Raw genomic sequence first — 21,364 nt, forward strand, 5'->3', positions numbered from 1 at the left:
CCTAAGTATGGGTTAATTCAATATCTGCCGTTGGCGCAATTAGGCCGATGAGCGACCTCACCTGCCGCAAGACTGATGGCTTCCGCGAGTCTTGAAAGAAAAAGTTTGCTGCCAGGCTCTCCTTCTCGCTGTAAGAAAGCTTTGATTTCAGCAATAACTGCCGCCCGAATTTCTGGCGTGTCGGTTGACAAGGCTATCAATACTGGAACGGTTTTTACGGTGACGGAGAAGACGGTTAAACCACTTCCAGCAACAGGCGCAAGCGGAAAGATGTGCTCTTTGACTTTGGTTAAAATTTCCTCTGTGGGTGCCGGATGGTCGACATCATCACTCTTCACCATCACCCCAACCGTGTCGATACCGTTCTTATGTCGATGTGTCAATGCGCGGCTGATGCCTAAAACTTCCTTCGCCCAGCGAACATAATCACTATCCGCACCCCTCTGCGGCGTATCGTACCAGCGCGCCATGATGCGTTGTCGCCAGTTATCTAAGCCTCCAATATCCGTTCCCGTCCTAATGCTATCGGCATAGCCGGTAGATGACAGTCCTGTTATCGGGGTTACCAGACGTAGTGTGATACTGTCTTCGCAATTGCCGGCTTGTCTGCTGCTTTTTGCCACGACGGGCACGCGAAGTATACCATTGGCTGATGTTATTGGGGCTGTTGTGGTGTAGATTTGCCCATCGTCACGGTGTATTTCCGTGTCAGAGGGTATTGACAGGGTATTTTGTACACCCTCCCAACGAACAAATCCGCTCGCCTTGGTGGACCCTTTACGTGGACAACGTTTGATATTACCGTGTCGGGTCAACCAGTCTTCATCGGCTAAATCCGACAAGATATTGCGCGCTAAATAATCGATATATCCGTATAGAGTATGAATGGCGGCAGCCTGTACTCTTGCGTACACTTCAGCATCGAGACGGCGCAACACGCTATCTTCATTAAATCGCGTGAGCAAATCACCACGAATGATGTCGATCAGTTGGGGCAGTGTCGGGCGCGAAAAACCGCTATTTTGCATGGATTACACTCCACAAATTGTTGATGGTCATCGTTTTGATGTTATGGTCAGGTAACGTTAGGATGACAGTTGCAATTAATCTATCGATGTCTGAGCGTACTAGCTTAATATCAACCCGAAGCGCTACACCGTCTTCCGTCATCCACTTGAGCGCTTGAGCGGTATATTCCTTCGTTCTTTGCGCCGTTTGATGGGTTAAGGTCGTGCGTTTCAGCAGATGCAATCGAGAGCCAATCCGGTCGTTTTGTACCGTTGGCCAAGTATCACCCCACCACCCAAACGGCGTATCCGTGTCATCATCCGGTTCAGCGCGTCACCAGGTGAAAAGCGATATCATCACTGCCCGCTTGAGTCGTTCCTGATCGGGTAACGCTGTATTCACTTTTTTATTCATCAGCATATTATTTACATTGGTTGATTGGGCTTGCTTGTTACGCCACCGTTATCACCTTGGCGATTGTGGGTGTTGTACTGCATCCGCATAGTACTCATAGAGCCTGGTTTGTCCTGTATTTCAGCTTGTGAAACGATAGATTGCCCAGCGGTAATTTTTCCGGATGTTTCTACTTGTTGGGTGTTGAGTACCACCTTGTTTTTTGCATTGATAACAAAGGTTTCTGTGGTCGCTTCTATCAACCGCCCACGTTTGAGCACGATGCTATCGCCTTCATCTGTATAGATGGCCACCTCACCGCTTTTGAGACTTTTTAACCGATATCACCGGCAGCAACGTTAATCACAATGCCGTGAGAACCGTCGCCAGCGAGAAATAACGCAACCCCTTCTGCACCTGTAGTTGAGGTAAAACCGTAAGGTTCCAGGTACTCCATACTTGTTTTCGTTTCGCCCGCCATCATGGATATATCAACCTGTTGGCAAGCGATCGCGTTATTCAGACGTTGTATTAACACTCGTGACCATAGACGCGCAAGGTTTCGCTGCAAACGAGAAAAAATATTTTGCATTGGTTCACTGATTAATAAGTTAAACTAAAAAATTTTTTAAAATTTCTATTGGCATCACTATCATAAAATTTCTATAGGTCGCCGATATCGTCTGTTGCTTTTTCCTTTAACGCTTAACGCGGCGGAATATACGCGGCCTCGGGTGCAACACGTAATTCGCGTAACGTACCACTCTCATCCTGCGTATAAACAACTTCGCTAATGACCAGTTCCCGATTGTTAAAACATAACACGGGGTCAAAAACGATAACACGCTGGTTAGGTTTCCACAGACTGCCGTCAACCTTGCCGCCACCCTGTACGGTATAGGTGGTTTCTTCGGTTCTGGCGGCCCGTTGTTGTGCTTCAAATTCGCTACGTGCTCGACAACTTGCCCTAGGTTGCATTGCCAGATTGTTGAATGTACTGCTGACGATAGCGCGTTATCTGGCTATCTTTGGCTTTGGCTCGAATGGCGGTTAATGTCGCTTCCCCGAAATTGTCGTCATCACCCGATCGTTGACCCGCAACCTGATATTCCGAAAAGCGTTCACGGATACTCTGTTCCGTATCACAGGTGAGAATATTTTCTCCCCACACCAGCGCCGTTGTCACACGATCATTGCCGACAGTACCAATTAGCAGATTACCGTCTTCATCCTCCCAGGCGAGCGCCTGTTGACTTCCTAGCTTCATGGACAAGCCCCCATAATCCGCCTGAAAAGCCTGTAGCACCGTTTTTGGGGTTTTTTGGCTAATAACCTTAATGCCAAAGGGTTTTGCCAGTGCTGAGGCTATCTGGTGCAAGGTTTTGCCCGTAAAAAGTATGCTCTTAGCAGCGCAATCGATTAAATCCGCTATCTTACTCCAGCCACTGATGCCAACCTGAATACTCTTGGCGTCATAGCGTATCGGGGTTGCTTCGATCCAGCCGATTAAGACTTTATCCTGACCCATCAGGACTTCGACACGTTCACCTTTTTTATATTCTGGGCTGGAGCGGCACACTGCCTGATTCGCCGGGCTACTGGCGGGTAATTCCCACATTGAAATCGCGTGAGAGTCGTTCTATACCTGCCGAAATCTGGACACGTGCCAACCCCCCTCCCCATTCACTCCCGTTGACACGCAATATCACATGATTGCTCATCTTGCAGGAACCCTTAATGGTTGTACCGGTACAAAACCAGGATGATTAACGGCATTTAGGCGGGTGATATCGGTTTCGCGTGCAGCGTTGTCATACCACTTAGCGGCCAGAACCAGCGCCGGTAGCACCGTTTTTTCAACTTGTGCCAGTCGTGTGGCAATATCCGGGTTGGCATCGGTTTTCACTTGTTACAAGGCAAGTAACAGCACATCGTCAAGCGTCAACGCCTGTTCGTGCTCGATAGCCTGATTCAGGGTTTCTCGCACTGTGACCAATGCATCCCACGTGACCGCCGTGAGTCCTTTTGTGTGGCTGCCTGCCGTATGAGAAATCGCGTGTAATGCGGGATGGGAAATATTGACGTGTAGCTGACGTTTCTCACGTTGAGTAACCGGTAATATAGCAGTACGTGGCGGGGGGAGTTGTGTTAATCGCCACTTCGCCTCATGGATGTTCGTGGTACGCAACAAAGCGGCAATACGATTACTGCGCATTATACTTGGCCTGTCGTTTTTCCAGACGCCGCGTGGCGCTAAATCATGCCCCAGCGTCACACCGGATAGCGTCTTTATTTGCTGTGCCGGTTGTTGCGGCATCCTGAAAAGTACGCCTGCCCGATCGCCACATCCGCTGTATGGCTTCCACAAACCCTTTACCCGATGAGCCAGATTTAAGCAGCACAGAAATATCACTGTGTAGTAGTCTTGATGCTGCGGTAATGCCGCTATCGATAGTGTCAAAAGCGTTGGTAACATGGCTGATCATGGATTTAGCCTGATTTAACACCCAATTATTGACTAAAATCAGCCAATTCTTTTAACCCTAAATCAGCAAAAACCACCTCAATCCGATCATTGAGCGCGGAACTGGAAGAAATCAGGGTGTGACTGGTGGCGATACCGGCAGTCGGGAAAGATAATTCACCGGCTTCGACCACGCTAAAACTGACGCGGCACATGCGGCCTTCGCGTCCGCTATGGCTCACTCTCACTTCACCATCGATACAGACCGCGATTTCACCGTAATAGGGATGCACCAACGTTCCAGGCCCTGGCGTGTCGATAGCCGCAATAAGTCGATCTCTGGCCTCAAAAAAATTATCACCGACCAGATAAGCGCCAATGCTAAAACGCCTGGTTGCTCGTCCTAAGTCTTCTGTATACTGCTTGTCACGATGGGGATATTCATGCGCCTGTACGCGCCATCCAAATGTCGCCTCGTCGTCTTCTACCTGAAACGGTACGCCGCGAAAGGATGCTGGACGCAGGTTATCTTTCCATACCGTCATCTAAACCTCTGCATTAAAATTCAAAGCATATAATTGTATTACTAGGGCTTATTTTTCATTTCAACGGCGCGAAGTTTTTCCATCACATAATTAAAATAATTATCGGCATCTGCTTTATTATTAAATTTTAATCGATAAAATCCGCCCCATGGCGCAGAAAACAAAGTGTCATAAGTAAGATTAGGATTAAGTTTATTGAGGAAAGTTCTGTCAATATAAGGAATTTTTGATAAGTTGACTATCACATCTTCGGTTTTATTATCTTCACGATATTTTATTCTTACAAATTTCATAATTGTTACTGCTTGTTATTTTATTTTGCTGATAAATCAATGGCTTCTAACTTGCTGGCTATATAGTCAAAATAATCATCACGCTCCCTGATGGTTTTAAAAGATTTTCTTTCTGATAAAATTAATATCTGAGGGATGCCTAAACTGACAGTTTTACTTATTTCTCCTATAGACTCAAAATTAATTCCTATCGTTTTCGTTGGTTCGTACGCATTTCCATTGTCGTAATTATCAACTTCTATTGTTAAAAAACTCATATTCCTTCTCCTTTGTTTTTGCTTACTGCTACTGCCTGGAAAATCGGTTATAGCCGACATCGTAACTCAGCCAGGATAGCGTATTGCCTACGGGGGCGACACGCATACCCGGCAGGGTATTTTCAAAGAGCAGCCTGACTGCACCGTCTCGTGGTTCAGTTTTGCTCAGTGAATCCAAGGTGTTTTTTGGGCTTCCTGAAATTGCCAGTTGCCCTTGTCATCTTTAAGTAAATGACTGTCGTCCATCATTGAACGACCAAACTCGCCCTAATCCCGAGCTGTTCTGATGTTTTGAAACCATTCATTATCACCGAATGCGGCATTTAGACCTTTTTCGACAAGCGGTGCGGCTTCCATCGCAACAGCACCAATAATTCCTGCTTTTCCCAGTACTCCCTTGATGCCAGAGGGACTGTTTTTAGCCAATGTTTTCATTTCGCGGGTGACATGTCAAATCGATTTCACCATATCGACAGCCCATTTTGTCGTAACAAAAATCAGAATGCCTGCCAGCACGGTTTCCAAACCGCCTATTGCCTGAATAACGCCATCAATATCACGCCAGACCGCTTTAACAATCGGGCCGATCGTTTCCCAGTTGTCGACGATAAGTCCACCGCCTATTACCATTAACGTGACCAGCTTACCTAGCTTAGACATCTTCATCACACTGTTAAAAAGCCTGAAAGCACGGGTGATAATACCTACCGCTGTCGCCGTTTCCAGCAGATAAGCCCCCCACTTGGCGAAGGATTTAATCAGTTCTGGATTGGCTTTTACCCAGGTGCGAAATTGTTCAATCAACGGTTGGATTTCCTTTGTCGCTTCAATAATGGAAGGCAGAAAAATACTTTCGATACTCACGCTGGCAACATGCATCTAATTTTTAAACGGTTGGATAGCATTTGCGGTAGTGGCCGCACGGCTAGCGTACTCCTTCTGTATTGAGCCGCCGTACTTTTGTTTGTCAGCAACGCTATCGAGGTTTACCTCCATAACCTAAGATTGGTGAGCAGAGGCGCAATTGCCACAAGGGATTCAGAGCCAAACAAATCATTTAATAATGCCATCTGATCTTTTTTAGGCAATTTTTCAAGTGCTTTCAGCACCATCAACATTGCCCCTTTCGTATCTTTTTGCATCTGTGCGGCCAGTTTTTGGGGACTAATTTTTAAGGTGTGTAGGGTTACTTTTTGCGATTTTGTGGCTGATTTTCCTTTAGTTAATGCCAACATAAAGTTCTTAATGCCGGTTGCCGCCACATCTAACTCTCAACACCCATCCAGGCAATGGTTGCGCCAAGTGCCGTAATTTCTCCAGACGTGAGACCGCCCACTTTACCCAATGGGCCAATGCGGGTCACAATATCGGAAATCTTGGCCGCATTCGCTGGCCCTTTGTTGCCGAGATAATTAATTTATCGGCTAAATTAACAACATCATTTTGGGTTAACCGGAACGCAGTACGCTACTGTGCCATCATCTGCCCGGATTGCTCGGCGGTCTGGTCAAAGGCGATGCCCATTTTCACAGCGGATTTTGCGAAGGACATCAGTTCTTTTTTGACTATCCCCGCCTGTCCGCCTGCGGCCACAATCTGCCCTATGCCATCGTCTGCCATTGGCAGTTCTGTCGAGAGCTTAAAGATATCTTCTGACATCTGCTTGAATTGTTCTGGCGGATCAAAATCAACCACCTTACGGACATCGGCCATCGTCGATTCAAAGTCTATCGCCTGTTTGATGGGACCCGCTATTGCAGTCACAACGTCCGCCCCTAATGTAGCCCACCCCCGCCATTCCTGCGCTAAACTCCTTCTTGAAGGACTTCATTTCACGCCGCATCCCCTTGAGCTGGGCGGAGAGTTTGTTAACGGCAGTAATAATAGCTTTTAACTCAATACTGTTAGCCACCGTGTTGCTCCTTATTAATACGCACAGCCTCCGCTTCCAAATCAAAGAACTGGCTTAGCGGATGCTGGCGTAATTCAAGAGGATTTAGTCGCCAGAACCAGGCAACGTTATAGAATCGTCGTCTGAGACTACCAAGTTCTGGGCACCGGTAAAAAAACCCACGATGAGCATCGAGGCGACAAACACATCATGTAACGCTAGCTGTTGCGCGGAGGAGTGGGGTATCCCTGTCAGTTCAGGAAGATAACCCAGTGCTGAGAGCATACCCAGCCGCATCTCGCCTTGTTCAGAGTAACTAAAGGGGATGCCGTATTTTCAACCTGATCAAACATGGGTTCCTGAATGTCTAGTACGCTCACATTGTTGTTGTGTACCTGAATCGGCTTACTCAGTGCCATTGATTTCATTGATAAAATCCTTCATCTCCGTGAAATTTCATCTCAACTGTTCCTTCAAGTGGGTTATAGGCAGATTCACCCGCCAGCCACGCACCAGATAATACGTACACCATGCCGTTAGCTAATTCGGCAGTAATGGTCATTTCATCAGCGGAAGTCAGTTTTTGAATAGGAAAACTACGCTCTACTTTGAATTCAGCCTTAATATACGGTGCCTTGTGCGTTTCTTTGTAATGCACACTGCCATCAGAGCCGCCGATATCTTCTCGGATGATGGTATTGATAGGGAATTCAAGCGTACCGTTCAGTGATAATTGCTGGCCGTCTGCCTTAACAGACAAGACGCCACCTATTTTTCTATTCCCAATCATTACCACACCACACCGTTGCTATTGTTATATTGCAGTCTGAATTGATTCGATAACGCAAATACCCGCAGTTGATTGATATAATCCGCCGGAAATACCACATCAATACGATTGGGGTCATCCTTGTTACGCTCGACGATAAGATTTTTACGAAATGCATCAAAGTTTTCGACAATGCCTTCGTTTTCTAACTGGCGATAAATCGCACAGAGTTCGCCTTTAATGACGGCGGGTGTAGCAATCGCCTGACCTGCCCCGAATCGTGTCCCGTCATCGGCCAGTTTATGCCGTCCGTACTTGCTGCTGATCACCGATTTTAAGCGCCGCAAAATATCAGCACTGGTATAGAGCATTTCGCTATACAAATAGCTGTTATCTACCACACCGTAACGGTTTTTCTGGTAGGTTGTCACATCACGCTAAATACATAAGACACCTCCTTCTACATTAGCAGTAGCGATACCGTGTGAAAGGAGTGATTGTTGTTCCGTCAAGATAAAATGTTTGCCAGACGGAGCAGGTAATACGCCGTTTAACTCGCCTTTGTGAGTCGGTCTGGCCGGATCGTTACGCAGAAATATTGCGCTACGTGCTAATCGAGCCGCCAGCAGTTCATCAAACGCGTTTTGTATTGCGGGTATTCAGCAATAGTGAGATGCGGATCATTTAACGAGTTACCAACAGCGATCAGTTCGCCGACCGTGCCTCTTTTGGCGGTATAAACATGCCCGAACAACTGGAGATAAGGACTCCAGCGGCCGTTCTCATTGTTCATCTCCGCTCCCATCTTTTCTAGTGAGGCGGAATTGGAGAAAGGCAAGCCAATAAAATCAAATAAGGAGTCACCCATCGCACTGATGATATTATCCATATCCGGTGAACCAAGCGCCGCCACTCATGGCTTTAATCGTGATATTTAGACCGTGAGGTGTATTTTCGCCGCCTGTTGGCGAATAATAGTTCATTATCAGCGGAATATCGTTGCCGGTTAACCCTTTATGTTTCGCCGTTAAGCTGATTTTTCAGCCGCTATTGTCGCGGTGACGGGCAAGTCCTGATTGTCATTGATTGCGCTTTACTAAGGTCGGCTGCAACGGTATTCGCCGTATCCGATTTCCTAACAGCAGCCAAAATACGCTGATTGCCGATGTGATGTACAGGGTAACGACACCGGAATCGCTCGCTGTGCCGCTAATCGTGAATTTCGCCTGTTGCTTCCGTCCCATTGGTTTCAGGTACAGCAATGACAAACAGTTCACCGACCGCATCAATCCGACGGCAGGTGTGTACCATGCGGTGCAATTGGCTGCCACGACCGGCTAACTGTTGCATCATTTCTGCCGAGGGGATAAGCATAGGGGAATTCAAGGTGATGGTTGCTGCCGGTAGTGCGTGTCCAATTAACAAGGCTGGGCCACTACATTGGCTCGTGTTGGCGGCACTGTTGTCCATTTCAGGGTAAAAACACCAGGCACACGCAGATTAGCGCTCACGGTATTAAAGCTAATGGTCATTCCGGCGTCTCCCCTTTGCTTTTTTTAATTTGGTTTTTGCGGTATCAGTCGTCTCTTGCACGATTGGGGGGGTATAGGATTGATTCACTTCCTCAATATCATCATCCTGTTTTCTTCTAATCCAAAAAAGGGTTTTTTGAACCTGCAATCCTTCTTCAGGTAGATATTCACTAAAATATTCTTTTGTATCGTGCATATATTGCGGAATAGGCACCTTGGGTTTGATAAAAACAATTTCTGGTTGTGTACCCATCATTTTATATTCATCTCAAGATGCGATTTTACGCTGTTTGACTGTTCATTTAGGTCAATAGCAATGGTATGCAAATCAGGTAAATTATTCAGTTCAGCAGAGTGGCGTGTGTCTTCAGCGTTGATTTCGGTTTCAGTATTAAATTTAAACAGGTAGTGATACTCGACGCGGTTTGAATCCGCTTCCTCTGCACCCGCATAATTAATCGCACCACAACCCGGCTCTGGCTGCCAACCCACTAATGCCCGCCAGATTTCAGACCTGACTTCATTTAATGTGTCGACTGAGGGATATTGTCCCTTTTGATTACGTGCGTTATTTAAAATCACCACAACGTAAAAACTTTCGGTTAATGATTGCCAATAATCCGTTTGTGACCGTTGTTCACCGACAACATCTTCTCCCGGAATAACGTAAGCAGCCGGCAAAGACAATTTTCCGTAATCGGGTAAATCCTCATATTGAGAAACACTGCCTACTCTGTTTTCAAAACGGGGGGCACAAGGTTTGTAATATCGCAATAATGGGACTAAGTTTCATGATTTTTTCCTTTCTTTCGCGCTGCCCGCAGTGATTGACGCAGTGCTCTCTTTAGCGTGTAGCTCATCTAGCTTTTCAGCCGCATTAACGTGGCGACTATGTAATTTTGACGTTTCTCAATACGCCATCCCCCGCGTTGGTGGTGACGTTTTTGTCGTTTGTGCTGTTTAGAAATGCCGCGAGAAGCGCTACGTACCCCGTAATGCAGAAAAACAGGGTAGAAATCGCCTTCAATGGGTTTACTGTCGACACCGCGTTTCTGATTGGGGGCGATCTTGACTATTAACCTGGGTCGTCGTGATGTTGCTTTCGGAACGTAATAACCAATAGATCGTGAGATCGTGCTAATCGTCTGGTTTGCCACCGTGGGGTTTCATCGGGTCGTGAACGACCACACCGCTTCATCAGTTGACGACGGGCTGCTTTCAGATGCGTTTGTCCGACTTTCACAAAAGCACGACGGATCCTTGCGCGATTAAAGACAAATTCTTTGGGTTGATGAAAATCAATATGAAGATTATCCAAAATCATTTCCTCTTTCGGATTGACTGCGCATTTCTTCACAGTAAAAAGACAGAAAACGACCCGCACTGTGGATATCAGTAACGCCCCGTATGAGGTAGACGACACCGTTAATTACCGCTTGATCACTTGAGTAAAGGGATTGTTTGTATCTCACAATGATTTTATGCATGATGGTTTTGTTGATTTGAAAAGAGTGGAGGTGAAGTGTGTCGCTCACGGGGATCAATTTTCCCCAGACGGTATGTTAGTCTTGATTTGCTGACTGTATCCCGCTGCCGCCTATCGGTTCATCCTGTCGCGTATAAAACAAAACACGCTTATTTAACTCCCCGGGATCGGGGAAGCGGGAATACGATCTGCTATAATGCGGTTTCATAGTCCGCTCAGCATGTAGTCATCAACTAAAAACTTAAAAAATGGAAAAATAGACAACTGTTCCATGTCGGATATTCCCCCACGATGCTCATATAACCTCGTTACCAATAGCAACATCCCCTGAATAATCGCCGCATTGATAACCCAGGCTGTTAGGGTCAGTTTTAGGTAGGGAGGCTTCGTATAGATTAAAGTTAAGATGTGCGATGGTTTTTTGCTCTACGGCGGCGATATAGCGCTCAAGCAGTACATCTTCATTATTATCGTCTAATTCAATCCTGCATTGTTGTTTAATCTGTTCTTTGTCAATAAACATGTTGGTTTATTTCCAGTAAAAAATGGCCTACCAATGTAGGCCATCATGTTTAACGGTGATTACTCTCCGTTATTCCCACCTTTTCCCGCGCTACCTGAAACCTCTATCTTGGTTAAGTCACCTTTGATAAACGCTTCGGGGCGGTAAACCGCGAGCGCCAGACGCTCTTCACAACGAATCGAGATCATGTTCTTCTCAAAATCGTCGGTATTCTCGGTACTGACCGCCACGTTCGCTTCTTCACGGTCAGACAGTTGAGCACCTAAATTGAAAGCCCCCACCAGGAATTTATCTTTAAACTCGGCGGCTTCTGTGACGACAACAGGTAAGCCCCACAAGGTTGGCGTCGTCAGGGCTGCCGGATTGAAGAGGAGATAACGCCCCAGCGTATCCTTGATAAGCTCAATTTGTGCCCAGTTAGTGAAGTGCAACACATGGCCTGTCGCAGGAAACCGTGCCAGTTGTGCCTGTAGCACATGGCAAGCCGAAGATCATCAATTGCGGTGCGATGTGCTGGTTTTAATTCCGCTTTGAGTGCAGTGGCCTGAGTAAAGATCCCGTTCAGGTTTGAACCGGGGTACCGTCACCGAAGAGAATTTGCTGCTCTTCAACGTATTTCAGGCCATAACGTAGCTCCATATCGATCAGGGAGGCCAGTTGCGAAAAATCATCCAGAATTTGCTTTGATGCCTTAAATAGATGGGCAATCGTGCGAACGGGGACGGTCGTCTCTTCGAATTCAATCGTGCTATAGGGCTTCGCGGTATTTTCCGCGACGGTATTGGCATTATTGGTAAAGCTTTTCTGCTTCACGTAATAAATCGTGTTAATTTGCGTCTTGCCACGGGCAATCAAATCACGAATAAACAACCGTTGCTTCGGCTTGATCAAGATGTCTGATTGACGGTCGGGGGCGACAATCGTTCTGGTGACATCCGATGAAATAAGTGCGGCGTTAATCGGGGCTATCACCCGTTTACTGGATTCTATTCCCGAGCCTAAAGCTTGTACTATCTCCATGCCAACCACCTGTTGACCGATAGAACTTACGACGTTTAACGCATTGGCGACGGTATTTGAGCAATATGCTGTTCCACTTCGCCAACTTGGGCTTTCAGGGTTTTTTCTGCTTCGCGTAAGGCATTCAATTCAACCGCCATTTTATCAACGTCCGCTTTGGTTTCATCGGAAAGCTCACCGGATTTTTGTGCTTCCTTCAGGGCTTTTTCTGCCTGGGCGCTATATTTGCTAATGGCTTCTTCAATAGAAGCTATTACTTTCTTAAACATTTCATTAATATCAGATATATTGTCTCCAGTTTAATCAGGTATTGAGACCAGGCGATGCAAGGCGTTATCTAGTTGCGCCAAGGTCTCGGAAGAAACATCATGGGCAGCGCATGGCGTACCGTAAGAGGAGGTGATAGCGCCCGGCATATCTCCCCGTAAAGCTTTAAACAATCGTCGGCGTTCAGCTCGAGGCGTATTGGCTTTCGCCAACAGTGCGTCCAGCTTTCTCAGTGCGGCAATCGGCGAATTGTGATTCTGTTGTGTGCTATCCCGCTAGCAGAAATGAATCAGCAAAACCTTTCTCTACCGCTTCGCCGCCATTAATCCAGGTTTCATTATCCATCATCGAGGTGATTGTCTTTGCATCCATACCGGTTCTGGCGACGTAAACATCGCGCATGGCAACATCAAAGGGGGTCATTTTCTCAGTAATCTCAGCAAAGTCATGTCGATTACCGACTGCCAAGCCCCAAATATTATGGATCATCAGAAAAGCACTGCGTCCGATTTGTATCTCGTCACCGGACATGGCAATAATTGAAGCGGCTGAGGCCGAGAGTCCCAGAATTTTTACGGTCACTTTGCAAGCGTATTCACGTAGCTGATTGTAGATAGTCAGTCCTTCAAACAGATCGCCCCCCGGCGAATTGATATTGACGGTGATATCTTCACCGGCCAGTGAACGCAATATTGCGCCAATCCGTTTAGAACTGATCCCTTCGCCAGCCCAATCCTGACCAATCGTCTCAAATATCGATAGCGTGTTATCATCCTGGCGTGATGCCCTGATGCTGCTGTTCCATTTTGCTAATGCTGACGGTGAAATTTCACTGGTGATTTTCGGGTAGGGGGAAACCGTCGGTAATACCGGAAGTGCATTTTTTTTCATTAGGGAAAACTCCAGTTATGCTGTTTCTTGCTAGGTGTCAGTGGGTTTAGGAACGGTTGACTTTTCAGGGAATAGCCAGGCATTGAGTGCGGCTCGTGTTTTTTCGCCGTCATTCTCCTGTCCCAATTGATCAAGCGGCGTCAGGTTTAACTGAACGGTATACAGGTCTCCGCTATCAATCGGTGACAAATTTTCCAGTCGTCTCACATCATTGCGACTCATCCAGCCATTTTGTAGCGCAGTAGTGTAATAGGCAGCTCGCCCCGCGCTATCGGTTCTGAGCAGTCCTTCAACAGAAAATTCCGCAAAATAATCCTCGTCATTATCCAGAAGACAGCGGGCGATTTCCTGTTCAATATTCACCAGTAAGGGCCGTAATGTATTGGTCAAGAAAATCAGATTCATCCTTTCCACGCTAGAAGCCCAACTGCTTTGTTTAGTGATGTGACCGACCATAAACGGTGGAACACGATACCAGCGGCAGATTTCTTCGACGCTATGATCGCGGCTTTCTAGCATTTGTGAGGTTTGCGGATCTAGGGTAATACCGTTAAATTTCATTCCGGCTTCCAGTAGCATGACTTTTCCGGTATTTTCTAACCCTGAAAATCGCTCAAGCTCTTTATTAAACATTTCTCGTTGCTCCTTGGTGAGTAATTTGTAGAAAGTGACAAAACCGGATGCTGACATGCCTTTCTGGAAATACCGTGCAGCCGTTGTTTCCAGCGACATCGCGGAGCCAAACACCTCACGCCCTGATTTCAGCGGTATCATCCCGCAAACACCATCTAACCCAAAACCACGGATATGCATCATGTCATTATCTGCAATAACGCGCGGTTTTAATGAGGTATAACCCGGTTTGGTTTTCTCGGTATAATGGTATTCTAATCGCCCGTTATCCCGTCGTGTAACGGTGATGTTTTCGGGTAATAGTGGGACGATGGAGACCAGACGTTGACCGACCTTCTTTTTTTCAACAAAGGCATTACCGCGTAAACATAAGCTGGCAACAATCATTTGGATAAAATGCGAAGGGGTCATTTCTAGATTAGGACGACGACACAGTACAGGATAAGCAGGGTGTTGCTGTGCGAGACTGCGTAAGCCATCCGACTCGCGGTGATACAGTTTGAGCGGTAATGTGGTGTGGATATTGATTCACTCAACAGACGCACACAAGCCCAGACCGCAGAAAGTTGCAGGGCTTTATCCGTTGTCACCACTTGCTCACTCTTACTTTGGCTATAGTCATGAAACGATGACAGCGTATCCGTTAAATTCTGTGGTACCCCTAGCCAGTTGAGTATCGCGTTTTTAATTTTACCGGGAGATTGATGTTTTTTCACTACAGCCCTATCATAATCGGATTCGTTAAAAAGCTGTCAAGATCGCCGGTTTCTTCCTCAACAGCCTCGGCGGCCCCGATTGCCATCGCCAGTGCTACTACACCGTCAATGCATCCGGTTACTTCGGCGTTTGTTAAAAACACGATTGCCGTTTTTATCTTCCTCAATAACGGTATTCGCGGCGTTCCAGCGTAGGCAGGGGTTAAAATCAATGCGTAATTCGCCACCGAGAAGACGCTGCTCAAACAATTCAATTGATCTTGGCATCGAAAGGCCTGATTGTTTCGATTTGCCGAAATCTTGTCCATGAGGCGTTAATACCGTATTTACACCTTCGTTTTCTAGTTCTGGCCGTAAATAATCAATATGATACGCATCGTAGGCAATACGATTGAGGGTATATCGTGCGGATAATTCCGCTATCCGTTGGGCAACAAAGCTCAGATTAATTGCATTCGCTGAGGGGGTGCGTTAAGATAACCTGCTCGCAACCAGGTATCGTAAGGCACTCTGTCGACCCTGGCACGCTCCAGTAAGGTGTCTTTCGGTCTCCAAAACTCGACATAAGCCACTTTTTCTTCCGGCCAATAAAAAGCGCCAGCGCCGTTAAATCCTGCCTACCAGATAAATCCAGGCCGCCATAGCAGGGTAAGTTTGCCAGCGACCCTAAATCCAGCAAAGTTTCCTAACAAGCCATCCAGCTATCACTATTAATCCAGGGATTCTCCGCATCGACCCATTGACAGAAATTAAGACGGCGAACCAGGCTTTCTTTGGCGGGCATCCCTCGGGCTTGCGTGACTTGCTCCTGTAGATAGCGTTCGCTGAACGTATGCCCTCCCTAATGAGGGATTAGCTTTTTTCCAACAACCGCTATCTTTAAAGAGGTCATCGCCTTCGTCTAGCGAACAGATGAACGCGAAAAAGCTATCATCTTCAATGCTACCTTCTGCCACTTTACGTCCGTATTCGTGATAGTCGTAGCAGACACTGGTTTTGTTATGGCCACTATTGGTGATCATGAAAATCAATGCCTGTTGGCGGCCTTTTGTGCCGGCCCGCATCATTTCAACGACCTGATTACTTTTGTGTTCGTGAATTTCGTCAATCAAGGCACAGTGAGGACGGGGGCCGGATTGCCCATCATCGGCGCTGATAGGTCGGAAAAAGGCACGGGCTTGTAAAAATGTCAGATTCCACTCCTTCCCTGCCCCACCGGATTTCTGGATCCGCTCGGCCAGTTTGGGTGACTGATCTACCATCACTACCGCGTCACGAAACAGGATCATCGCCTGGTCTTTTTTGGTTGCGGCGGTGTAGACTTCGGCTCGCGCTTCATTATCGGCAACCAGACAGTACAACCCAATACCCGCAGCCAGTGGCGATTTGCCCGCGTCTTTTCCTGTCTCAACATAGGCCATGCGAAAGCGCCGCTGCCCTTCGTTATTTTTCCAGCCAAAGAGATAGCCTACGACAAACGCTTGCCAGGGCAGCAAATGAAAGGGTTTGTCTTCATAGATAACACCGTTCAATTTCAATAACGTTGGAAAAAAACGAATAGCACGCTGAGCAGCCGATAAATTCCACACGATACCGCGAGTATTCGCCGTGTGGCTAAATCCTGCAAGTGACGCTGACAGGTGTGACGAATATCAGGCGGGGCAAGCTCTACACATGAAACTACCTGAGTGGCATAGTGACTGGCTAAATCAGTGAGAGAAGAATTCGTCGAGTTCGTCAGACTGTTTTTCTTTTTCATGCGTTCTCTCACCTTGGTTCTTGCCGCGGGTGTTAAGCCAAACTCCACCAGATAGCTCTTAAAGCGCTTATCCGCGTCATCCAGCATCGAAACGGCTGGATTGGCATTGATTAATACGCCATTTTGAGAGTGCACCTCAAACGTTTCACCGTTGCGCACTATCAAGACACGATACCGCAAGATCTCAGCGTAAATATCACACAGCCGTTCCAGCGCAAAAGTATCAGCGATAGTTAACACACCCATGCTATTTAACAGCAAAGTCAGGCGGTTCCAGGTCTCTTTTGCCGGATTAGACAGGTGTATTGGCGGAGGTGCTACTAAAGTGATGGGGTAGGCCGCTATTAAGCGGTCTTCTACCCGGATTACCGGTGATTAATTTACAGGCAGTCGGTTTTGGGCGTCTTCCTGCCATAAAATCCATCCTTTTTTGTTAAATAAAACCATCAGTTTTAAAAAGTATTTATTTTCAATAAGATAACTAGCGATCAAAAAAGTTTTCATTTCGCGACTGTGTACACAAAGGGGAAACTTAGGTCAGCAAGCCCTTTTTACTGGAACTTTTAACCCTCCCTCCCTCCCTATTTGTTTTGTTGATACCAGTGACTATTGGGATTACCCGGCATGCCGTTTTCATCACAGCCATAGCCTTTGTTACCTTTCTCCATTCGCTGCTTGGTTGTGTTGTGATGTTGAGTGTAGAGTGGTTGCCAGTTCTTTTCATCGCAGAATAGTTTTTGGGCTATCTTCAATTCTTCTATCGTCTTAGCAAAGCGCAGACGGTGCGCGACGACATGGTCAACCATGGTTGCTGGATTGATGAAGTTATTGGCTTGACACATGACACCAAAGGATTTCTGGCAAGAAATGCGCGTCTCGATTTATCCCAGCGGGAATTGTAGAGTTGGGTTTTCTTTATAAGGACAACCCTGTTTTACAGGAAGGTTTAGGAATTTGGCTGGGCATATTCTATCATCCGTGTTGATGTTTCATGCAGGATGGCATCCTGTTATGCCCAAACAACAAAAGGAATAATCAAAGTGATAACTGAATTCTAGAGGCTATGGTCGCTCTTAAAGAAACTATTAGTCTCGCGAAAACCATAAGTGAAGCTAAAATTGATGCTGACGTTAAAGCAACCACTTTTGAACCACAAGGAAAACTGTTTAATTTTCAATCTGACTGTTTAGGTCTCGGTGAGGAATCCAATCACAAAAAGAACAAATAGCGCATCTCAAAGCAAAAATTGCTGAGTTTGAAAACTTTGCACGCGAGGCTGAAAATTATATTTTGAATCAACTTGAAATAGGTACATTTATTTATTCTAAACAGCAAATTATGAATGAGGCGGAAGTAAGTGTACATCTTTGCCCATATTGCTTCACAAAGAAGATAATATCTATCCTTCAACCAGACCTGAAGACCTATTGTAATTCTCATTGTTCCTCCTGCAAAAAAGAGAGATAGGTCTCTAATATGAACACTTTTGTGATTTATTCACTCGGCGGCTCAGGCAACGGCATCCAGTGACTGGCAGTACAAGTTTTCTGGATACCTTGGCAACAATGATTATAGTAGAATTTGTTATTTCCTAGATAAGTGCCTACCAATTGAATATTGTTGTCTTTTCGATAAATCAGTACGTTATCGTCAATACTTGGCATACCAACACGACAATCAATCCAATGATTTATTCCTGCTTTTTCTTTGATGAGAGAGTACTACCTGCCGGATATAATCCCGCAAGCCCTTTATTTGCTGTTCTGCAATTTCAATTCGTCGTCTGAGGATGAAATAATTTCGTTGAGCGATGTAGTCAAGTCTGGCGCTGGCCGCATCATCCAGGCTGGAGGGGCTGGTATTGGTGGACACACTGGGACAGATTGCTTTGACGTGCAACCGACGACGACGACCATCAGCCATATCGTGCTCAAGCTGTGCAATAAGGTTCTGATCATGTTCAAGCTCTTTGGTGTGTTGTGTGTCCAGCGCAGTGACGGTCTGCATCTGCCGATTTAGCTGTTCAAATGCAACCTGTTGTTTTTCCCTATCTGATACGGCAATCTTTCGTGCTTTTTCAGCATCATAATACAGCGTACGGTAATACAGGGCAGTCCCCAGCATTGAGGCAAGGAGTTCAGCGATAATAGGAAATTGCCAACGCATCATGCTGCTAGCCTTTGCTGCTCTTCAATCAAAGGTAGGCGATGATTTTTATTGAATATCCCCATTAACGTAGATTTACGTTGCTCGAAGTCCCATTCCATGCCAATGAATACCGTGTTAGCGCGTTGTAGTTCAGTAACGCAGTGGATCTGTTCTGGCGTCAGATAGTCACGGATGGATTCTTTCTTCCCGATATCGTGATAGACACGGAACTTAGCCGCCGTCATATCAAGCGCGATACGGTTAATTAGGTCGGCTTCGTTGCTGAAGTGATACCGTGCAATCATCTTACCTTGCGCTTCACGCTCATGCTTGATGGCGTCGGTCATCGGCTTGTATTCGAGGCGGGCGGTATTGCGATCCATTTTCTTGCTTGCTAATGCCTTTCGCATACGAAGGAAATCGGAAATAAGTTTCTTCTTGAATGTACGAACAATATCATTGTTGCGCATGTAAGTAATTAAGAGTGTAGTTTGTTGCTCATTGAGAAATGCAACACGAAGAGACCTGCCACCGCCTTGACTTCTTTCAACCATACGGATTTCAAATCTGAGTGGCCCGAACTCTTCAAGATCGGCTTTGTTACGGTCAACGAGCTTGATAATGGTGTCATGATTTTTCTTAACACCCTCAGCAATTGCGATAGTATTCGCTACAAGATCAGATTTTTTAATTTCAACTAATTGCATTATTTATTTTCTTTTAGTGATAGAGCCTCGTGCCCAGGAATAACCAGCCCATAAGTAGGCGCAATGATTGCCACCGGCTATCCTCAAGGCTCTATCCCAAAAGGCTCATGGTTGATATGCACCGGGCATGGTGCTGTAGAGTGTTTTTGAACTGCTTAATTATTTCTTTATTTGAGGCTGATACTTTCTAGCCCAGGCTTTGGCAATATGTAGACAATCTGAAAAAATCTTCTCTTTGGCACTGGCTGCATGGCGACGATAGTGCTCCACTGCAACATCTGCACTGATTCTGGCTACAGATTGTTCATAACCCTGCTTAACAAGTTCAGTTACTACATGATTTTCAATGAATTCTATGCTATTCATGATAACAGTTATCCTGCTTCCTCAAAAAATCAATAACAATTGAGCTTCTTCAATCAACCCCTTAACCTTCTTCGTATGTGCTGCCTTAATATTTTTCCATTCACTCAAGCCGGTACCAAACAAACTATCAATCGCTTTGTCGCTTTTTAATTCAGCACAAGCAGCATTAAGTTCCTGCATAACACTGCGTTTATGAGGATTGACAACTTATCCTTTAGTCGAGTATTCATAGAGAACGTCATCGCATTTCTTTTGATACTGAACAACTTTTTCGCAGATTTCTAACTTAACCTTATTGGAGTTAATTGTTTGTAGCCAACCTGCAAGTTTACACAGCGGAAGGCAAAGCATTTTTCTGGATTTTCCGTCATCTGCAACCATTTCGATTTCCGAAACAGTTGAAGCAAACCGTTATTTTAACTTAACAAATTGAGCTGCCAAAACCATGCCCATCGCCTCAACAATAGGTCTCATCGGGGTATACGGTTCGCCGTTGTGATTCACGATATACAGTGCATTGCCATGAAAAGGAACAGTGATTGTGTTCATTACGTTTTCCTTACTTTGAAATAAGCCTTTGCCGCACAGAAAATCAGTCCATCGAGGCTCGCCAGCACTAACCGACTTCCTCAAAGGCTCATTTTAAATGGTTCAGGCTCGATGTGATTCTTCACGCAGCGGGGCGGATAGAAAAGCCTTGAACGATAACCAAGGCTCATTGAGTTGGATTGATTAGTGCATTTGGATTTAAACAAATTTCCCGTTCTACCTCCCTGCGGTTAATCAGCCCGTTTGATACCTTTCTTTCATCGTATTTCCATCTACGCATCTGGTCACAAGTGCCTTGAATATCTTCGGCGTTCAACTTTTTGAGTAGCGTTGAATTGGCAAAAGCCCCACTGCCAATGTTGTAAATAAATGAAGTTAAAGCGGCTTTCTGCAAATCGGAGAGCGGAACAGTGACATAATGTTCAACGGTGGCGCGTGCTACTTGTAAATCCCGTTTCATAAACTCGTTACATTCTTTTTCGCTATAGATTTCTCCCTGTGTAATGTCCTGGCCCGTATGACCGTGACAAATAGTGAGCACACCACCACCATCACGATAGGGCTTATAGCCCGCTACTGCACCAAGACGGTAGCAAGTTCTAATACGCTGCCAGAAGGCGGTTTTTAAGTTGAGCGTTCATGGTGAATTATCTTGACAATAATGGAAGTGGGACAAGCAATGATGCACCATGAGCTAATACCAACTGTCAAGGCTTCCGCTAAAATTTCGGGCGGAACAGAGGGTAACGTTGAACGCCAAAATTCGCGTGCTCTGACTTCATCCATTTCACGTATAAGCTGTGCTATGATTGCAACTCGTCGTTGATTGATTAGATTTATATCGTCTTCATTTTTGAATAGGATTTCGTTCATATTGTGTCCAATATTAACGAGTTTTATGAGTATTCAGGAAGGTTGTTCGCTCTTCTCTATAATATTTTCCCACAACCAAAAAGCCTTCACGTTTATCACATTGCTGATTTGATAGATACCAAGGAAACCGCTGAAATTATAAAGACTAAATCTGAAAAAGTTGTCTATACGGTAAAGTGGTTGTACAAGTATGGTTATATTTCTTTGGATATAACTCACACAGGGTCTTTTAATGACATTTTTTTACGGAAAAAACATTATATCTCTTGACGTT

22 protein-coding genes and 13 pseudogenes are annotated in these 21,364 nt (G+C 45.8%); 1 reads left to right on the plus strand and 34 read right to left on the minus strand.

Translation table 11 applies throughout. The features are described from left to right. Position 1 precedes the first annotated feature (1 nt). The 27 genes and pseudogenes from ARADI_RS14385 to ARADI_RS14490 form a co-directional block, all read right to left on the minus strand. Positions 2 to 1,028, minus strand: a pseudogene (locus tag ARADI_RS14385) (baseplate J/gp47 family protein). After that, positions 1,018 to 1,428: pseudogene (locus tag ARADI_RS14390) on the minus strand (phage GP46 family protein). Before ARADI_RS14390 ends, ARADI_RS14385 begins: the two co-directional pseudogenes overlap by 11 nt. Before the next feature lie 5 nt (positions 1,429 to 1,433). Further along, entirely contained in the window at positions 1,434 to 1,715 is a 282-nt protein-coding gene (locus tag ARADI_RS21325) for a hypothetical protein (protein ID WP_369407038.1), read from the minus strand. A 20-nt stretch (positions 1,716 to 1,735) separates the two neighbouring features. Then, on the minus strand, positions 1,736 to 1,939 hold the full coding sequence (locus ARADI_RS21330) for a phage baseplate assembly protein (protein ID WP_369407039.1): 204 nt from the start codon (positions 1,937 to 1,939) through the stop codon (positions 1,736 to 1,738). A gap of 167 nt (positions 1,940 to 2,106) precedes the next feature. Next, the gene (locus ARADI_RS21335; protein ID WP_369407040.1) at positions 2,107 to 2,379 is read right to left on the minus strand and encodes a phage baseplate assembly protein; all 273 of its coding nucleotides are present in this window, start codon (positions 2,377 to 2,379) and stop codon (positions 2,107 to 2,109) included. Then, positions 2,369 to 2,980, minus strand: coding sequence for a hypothetical protein (locus ARADI_RS21340; protein WP_369407041.1), 612 nt, complete (start codon positions 2,978 to 2,980; stop codon positions 2,369 to 2,371). The genes ARADI_RS21335 and ARADI_RS21340 overlap by 11 nt, the downstream gene beginning before the upstream one ends. A 16-nt stretch (positions 2,981 to 2,996) precedes the next feature. Further along, entirely contained in the window at positions 2,997 to 3,122 is a 126-nt protein-coding gene (locus ARADI_RS21345; protein ID WP_369407042.1) for a hypothetical protein, read from the minus strand. Next, a pseudogene (locus tag ARADI_RS14405) lies at positions 3,119 to 4,410 on the minus strand (DNA circularization protein). Before ARADI_RS14405 ends, ARADI_RS21345 begins: the two are co-directional and overlap by 4 nt. A 41-nt stretch (positions 4,411 to 4,451) precedes the next feature. Further along, on the minus strand, positions 4,452 to 4,703 hold the full coding sequence (locus ARADI_RS14410; protein WP_119712473.1) for a hypothetical protein: 252 nt from the start codon (positions 4,701 to 4,703) through the stop codon (positions 4,452 to 4,454). 20 nt (positions 4,704 to 4,723) lie between these two features. Further along, positions 4,724 to 4,960, minus strand: a complete 237-nt coding sequence (locus tag ARADI_RS14415) for a hypothetical protein (protein ID WP_238149501.1) — start codon at positions 4,958 to 4,960, stop codon at positions 4,724 to 4,726. Positions 4,961 to 5,227: 267 nt separating this feature from the next. Continuing rightward, positions 5,228 to 5,395 (minus strand): hypothetical protein, encoded by a 168-nt coding sequence (locus ARADI_RS14420; RefSeq protein ID WP_182853282.1) that lies wholly within the window; start codon positions 5,393 to 5,395, stop codon positions 5,228 to 5,230. A 15-nt stretch (positions 5,396 to 5,410) separates the two neighbouring features. Beyond that, complete coding sequence (locus ARADI_RS21910; protein ID WP_439647132.1) at positions 5,411 to 5,839, minus strand: hypothetical protein; 429 nt, start codon at positions 5,837 to 5,839, stop codon at positions 5,411 to 5,413. 107 nt (positions 5,840 to 5,946) lie between these two features. Beyond that, positions 5,947 to 6,222: a phage tail tape measure protein gene (locus ARADI_RS21915; RefSeq protein WP_439647133.1), complete on the minus strand. Its 276-nt coding sequence runs from the start codon at positions 6,220 to 6,222 to the stop codon at positions 5,947 to 5,949. 2 nt (positions 6,223 to 6,224) lie between these two features. Continuing rightward, complete coding sequence (locus ARADI_RS21920; RefSeq protein ID WP_439647134.1) at positions 6,225 to 6,323, minus strand: hypothetical protein; 99 nt, start codon at positions 6,321 to 6,323, stop codon at positions 6,225 to 6,227. 104 nt (positions 6,324 to 6,427) lie between these two features. Further along, entirely contained in the window at positions 6,428 to 6,724 is a 297-nt protein-coding gene (locus tag ARADI_RS21925; protein ID WP_439647135.1) for a phage tail tape measure protein, read from the minus strand. A gap of 551 nt (positions 6,725 to 7,275) precedes the next feature. Then, the gene (locus tag ARADI_RS14430) at positions 7,276 to 7,641 is read right to left on the minus strand and encodes a phage tail tube protein (RefSeq protein ID WP_119712475.1); all 366 of its coding nucleotides are present in this window, start codon (positions 7,639 to 7,641) and stop codon (positions 7,276 to 7,278) included. Continuing rightward, positions 7,641 to 9,152 (minus strand): annotated as a pseudogene (locus ARADI_RS14435) (phage tail sheath subtilisin-like domain-containing protein). Before ARADI_RS14435 ends, ARADI_RS14430 begins: the two are co-directional and overlap by 1 nt. Further along, positions 9,142 to 9,408 carry a DUF2635 domain-containing protein gene (locus ARADI_RS14440; protein ID WP_119712476.1) on the minus strand — a complete coding sequence of 89 codons (267 nt, stop codon included), beginning with the start codon at positions 9,406 to 9,408 and terminating at the stop codon, positions 9,142 to 9,144. The pseudogene ARADI_RS14435 and the gene ARADI_RS14440 overlap by 11 nt, the downstream one beginning before the upstream one ends. After that, positions 9,405 to 9,945, minus strand: a pseudogene (locus ARADI_RS14445) (phage tail terminator protein). Before ARADI_RS14445 ends, ARADI_RS14440 begins: the two are co-directional and overlap by 4 nt. Then, positions 9,935 to 10,476, minus strand: a pseudogene (locus ARADI_RS14450) (hypothetical protein). Before ARADI_RS14450 ends, ARADI_RS14445 begins: the two co-directional pseudogenes overlap by 11 nt. A gap of 457 nt (positions 10,477 to 10,933) precedes the next feature. Beyond that, positions 10,934 to 11,161, minus strand: a complete 228-nt coding sequence (locus ARADI_RS14460; RefSeq protein ID WP_119712477.1) for a head-tail connector protein — start codon at positions 11,159 to 11,161, stop codon at positions 10,934 to 10,936. Positions 11,162 to 11,220: 59 nt separating this feature from the next. Then, a pseudogene (locus ARADI_RS14465) lies at positions 11,221 to 12,468 on the minus strand (phage major capsid protein). Positions 12,469 to 12,480: 12 nt separating this feature from the next. Then, positions 12,481 to 13,339: pseudogene (locus tag ARADI_RS14470) on the minus strand (head maturation protease, ClpP-related). A gap of 30 nt (positions 13,340 to 13,369) precedes the next feature. Further along, positions 13,370 to 14,688, minus strand: a pseudogene (locus ARADI_RS14475) (phage portal protein). After that, positions 14,688 to 16,447 (minus strand): annotated as a pseudogene (locus ARADI_RS14480) (terminase large subunit). Before ARADI_RS14480 ends, ARADI_RS14475 begins: the two co-directional pseudogenes overlap by 1 nt. Then, positions 16,398 to 16,862 (minus strand): annotated as a pseudogene (locus tag ARADI_RS21930) (phage terminase small subunit P27 family). Before ARADI_RS21930 ends, ARADI_RS14480 begins: the two co-directional pseudogenes overlap by 50 nt. Before the next feature lie 166 nt (positions 16,863 to 17,028). Then, positions 17,029 to 17,289: an HNH endonuclease gene (locus ARADI_RS14490; protein ID WP_238149504.1), complete on the minus strand. Its 261-nt coding sequence runs from the start codon at positions 17,287 to 17,289 to the stop codon at positions 17,029 to 17,031. A 221-nt stretch (positions 17,290 to 17,510) separates the two neighbouring features. Here ARADI_RS14490 and ARADI_RS14495 point away from each other — a divergent pair, with 221 nt between their 5' ends. Continuing rightward, a complete protein-coding gene (locus ARADI_RS14495; protein ID WP_182853283.1) occupies positions 17,511 to 17,675 on the plus strand; it encodes a hypothetical protein in 165 nt (54 codons plus the stop codon). A 265-nt stretch (positions 17,676 to 17,940) separates the two neighbouring features. Here the strand turns inward: ARADI_RS14495 and ARADI_RS14500 are convergent, their stop codons facing one another. From ARADI_RS14500 to ARADI_RS14530, 7 genes and pseudogenes are all read right to left on the minus strand, one after another. Beyond that, positions 17,941 to 18,111: a DUF551 domain-containing protein gene (locus ARADI_RS14500; protein WP_119712478.1), complete on the minus strand. Its 171-nt coding sequence runs from the start codon at positions 18,109 to 18,111 to the stop codon at positions 17,941 to 17,943. A 13-nt stretch (positions 18,112 to 18,124) separates the two neighbouring features. Continuing rightward, positions 18,125 to 18,616: a lysis protein gene (locus tag ARADI_RS20080; protein ID WP_255420739.1), complete on the minus strand. Its 492-nt coding sequence runs from the start codon at positions 18,614 to 18,616 to the stop codon at positions 18,125 to 18,127. Further along, entirely contained in the window at positions 18,613 to 19,302 is a 690-nt protein-coding gene (locus ARADI_RS14510; protein WP_119712479.1) for a Rha family transcriptional regulator, read from the minus strand. The genes ARADI_RS20080 and ARADI_RS14510 overlap by 4 nt, the downstream gene beginning before the upstream one ends. A 159-nt stretch (positions 19,303 to 19,461) precedes the next feature. Further along, positions 19,462 to 19,668: a hypothetical protein gene (locus ARADI_RS14515; RefSeq protein WP_119712480.1), complete on the minus strand. Its 207-nt coding sequence runs from the start codon at positions 19,666 to 19,668 to the stop codon at positions 19,462 to 19,464. A gap of 21 nt (positions 19,669 to 19,689) precedes the next feature. Further along, positions 19,690 to 20,217, minus strand: a pseudogene (locus tag ARADI_RS14520) (phage antirepressor N-terminal domain-containing protein). Between the two features lie 166 nt (positions 20,218 to 20,383). Then, positions 20,384 to 20,785 (minus strand): annotated as a pseudogene (locus tag ARADI_RS14525) (lysozyme); the annotation flags it as partial. A gap of 56 nt (positions 20,786 to 20,841) precedes the next feature. Further along, the gene (locus ARADI_RS14530; RefSeq protein ID WP_182853284.1) at positions 20,842 to 21,090 is read right to left on the minus strand and encodes a hypothetical protein; all 249 of its coding nucleotides are present in this window, start codon (positions 21,088 to 21,090) and stop codon (positions 20,842 to 20,844) included. Between the last annotated feature and the right edge of the window lie 274 nt (positions 21,091 to 21,364).

Source organism: Arsenophonus endosymbiont of Aleurodicus floccissimus, from assembly GCF_900343025.1.
Taxonomy (GTDB): Bacteria; Pseudomonadota; Gammaproteobacteria; order Enterobacterales; family Enterobacteriaceae; genus Arsenophonus.

Excerpts from the sequence above, each read along its gene's own strand:
- ARADI_RS14430 (WP_119712475.1), bottom strand. The coding sequence starts at position 7,641 with ATGATTGGGAATAGAAAAATAGGTGGCGTCTTGTCTGTTAAGGCAGAC.
- ARADI_RS14510 (WP_119712479.1), bottom strand. The coding sequence starts at position 19,302 with ATGCAATTAGTTGAAATTAAAAAATCTGATCTTGTAGCGAATACTATC.
- ARADI_RS21910 (WP_439647132.1), bottom strand. The coding sequence starts at position 5,839 with ATGCATGTTGCCAGCGTGAGTATCGAAAGTATTTTTCTGCCTTCCATT.
- ARADI_RS14415 (WP_238149501.1), bottom strand. The coding sequence starts at position 4,960 with ATGAGTTTTTTAACAATAGAAGTTGATAATTACGACAATGGAAATGCG.
- ARADI_RS21345 (WP_369407042.1), bottom strand. The coding sequence starts at position 3,122 with ATGAGCAATCATGTGATATTGCGTGTCAACGGGAGTGAATGGGGAGGG.
- ARADI_RS14410 (WP_119712473.1), bottom strand. The coding sequence starts at position 4,703 with ATGAAATTTGTAAGAATAAAATATCGTGAAGATAATAAAACCGAAGAT.
- ARADI_RS14420 (WP_182853282.1), bottom strand. The coding sequence starts at position 5,395 with ATGAAAACATTGGCTAAAAACAGTCCCTCTGGCATCAAGGGAGTACTG.
- ARADI_RS14490 (WP_238149504.1), bottom strand. The coding sequence starts at position 17,289 with ATGTGTCAAGCCAATAACTTCATCAATCCAGCAACCATGGTTGACCAT.
- ARADI_RS21335 (WP_369407040.1), bottom strand. The coding sequence starts at position 2,379 with ATGCAACCTAGGGCAAGTTGTCGAGCACGTAGCGAATTTGAAGCACAA.
- ARADI_RS14440 (WP_119712476.1), bottom strand. The coding sequence starts at position 9,408 with ATGATGGGTACACAACCAGAAATTGTTTTTATCAAACCCAAGGTGCCT.
- ARADI_RS14515 (WP_119712480.1), bottom strand. The coding sequence starts at position 19,668 with ATGAATAGCATAGAATTCATTGAAAATCATGTAGTAACTGAACTTGTT.
- ARADI_RS14500 (WP_119712478.1), bottom strand. The coding sequence starts at position 18,111 with ATGCCAAGTATTGACGATAACGTACTGATTTATCGAAAAGACAACAAT.
- ARADI_RS14460 (WP_119712477.1), bottom strand. The coding sequence starts at position 11,161 with ATGTTTATTGACAAAGAACAGATTAAACAACAATGCAGGATTGAATTA.
- ARADI_RS14495 (WP_182853283.1), top strand. The coding sequence starts at position 17,511 with ATGGTCGCTCTTAAAGAAACTATTAGTCTCGCGAAAACCATAAGTGAA.
- ARADI_RS20080 (WP_255420739.1), bottom strand. The coding sequence starts at position 18,616 with ATGATGCGTTGGCAATTTCCTATTATCGCTGAACTCCTTGCCTCAATG.
- ARADI_RS14530 (WP_182853284.1), bottom strand. The coding sequence starts at position 21,090 with ATGAACGAAATCCTATTCAAAAATGAAGACGATATAAATCTAATCAAT.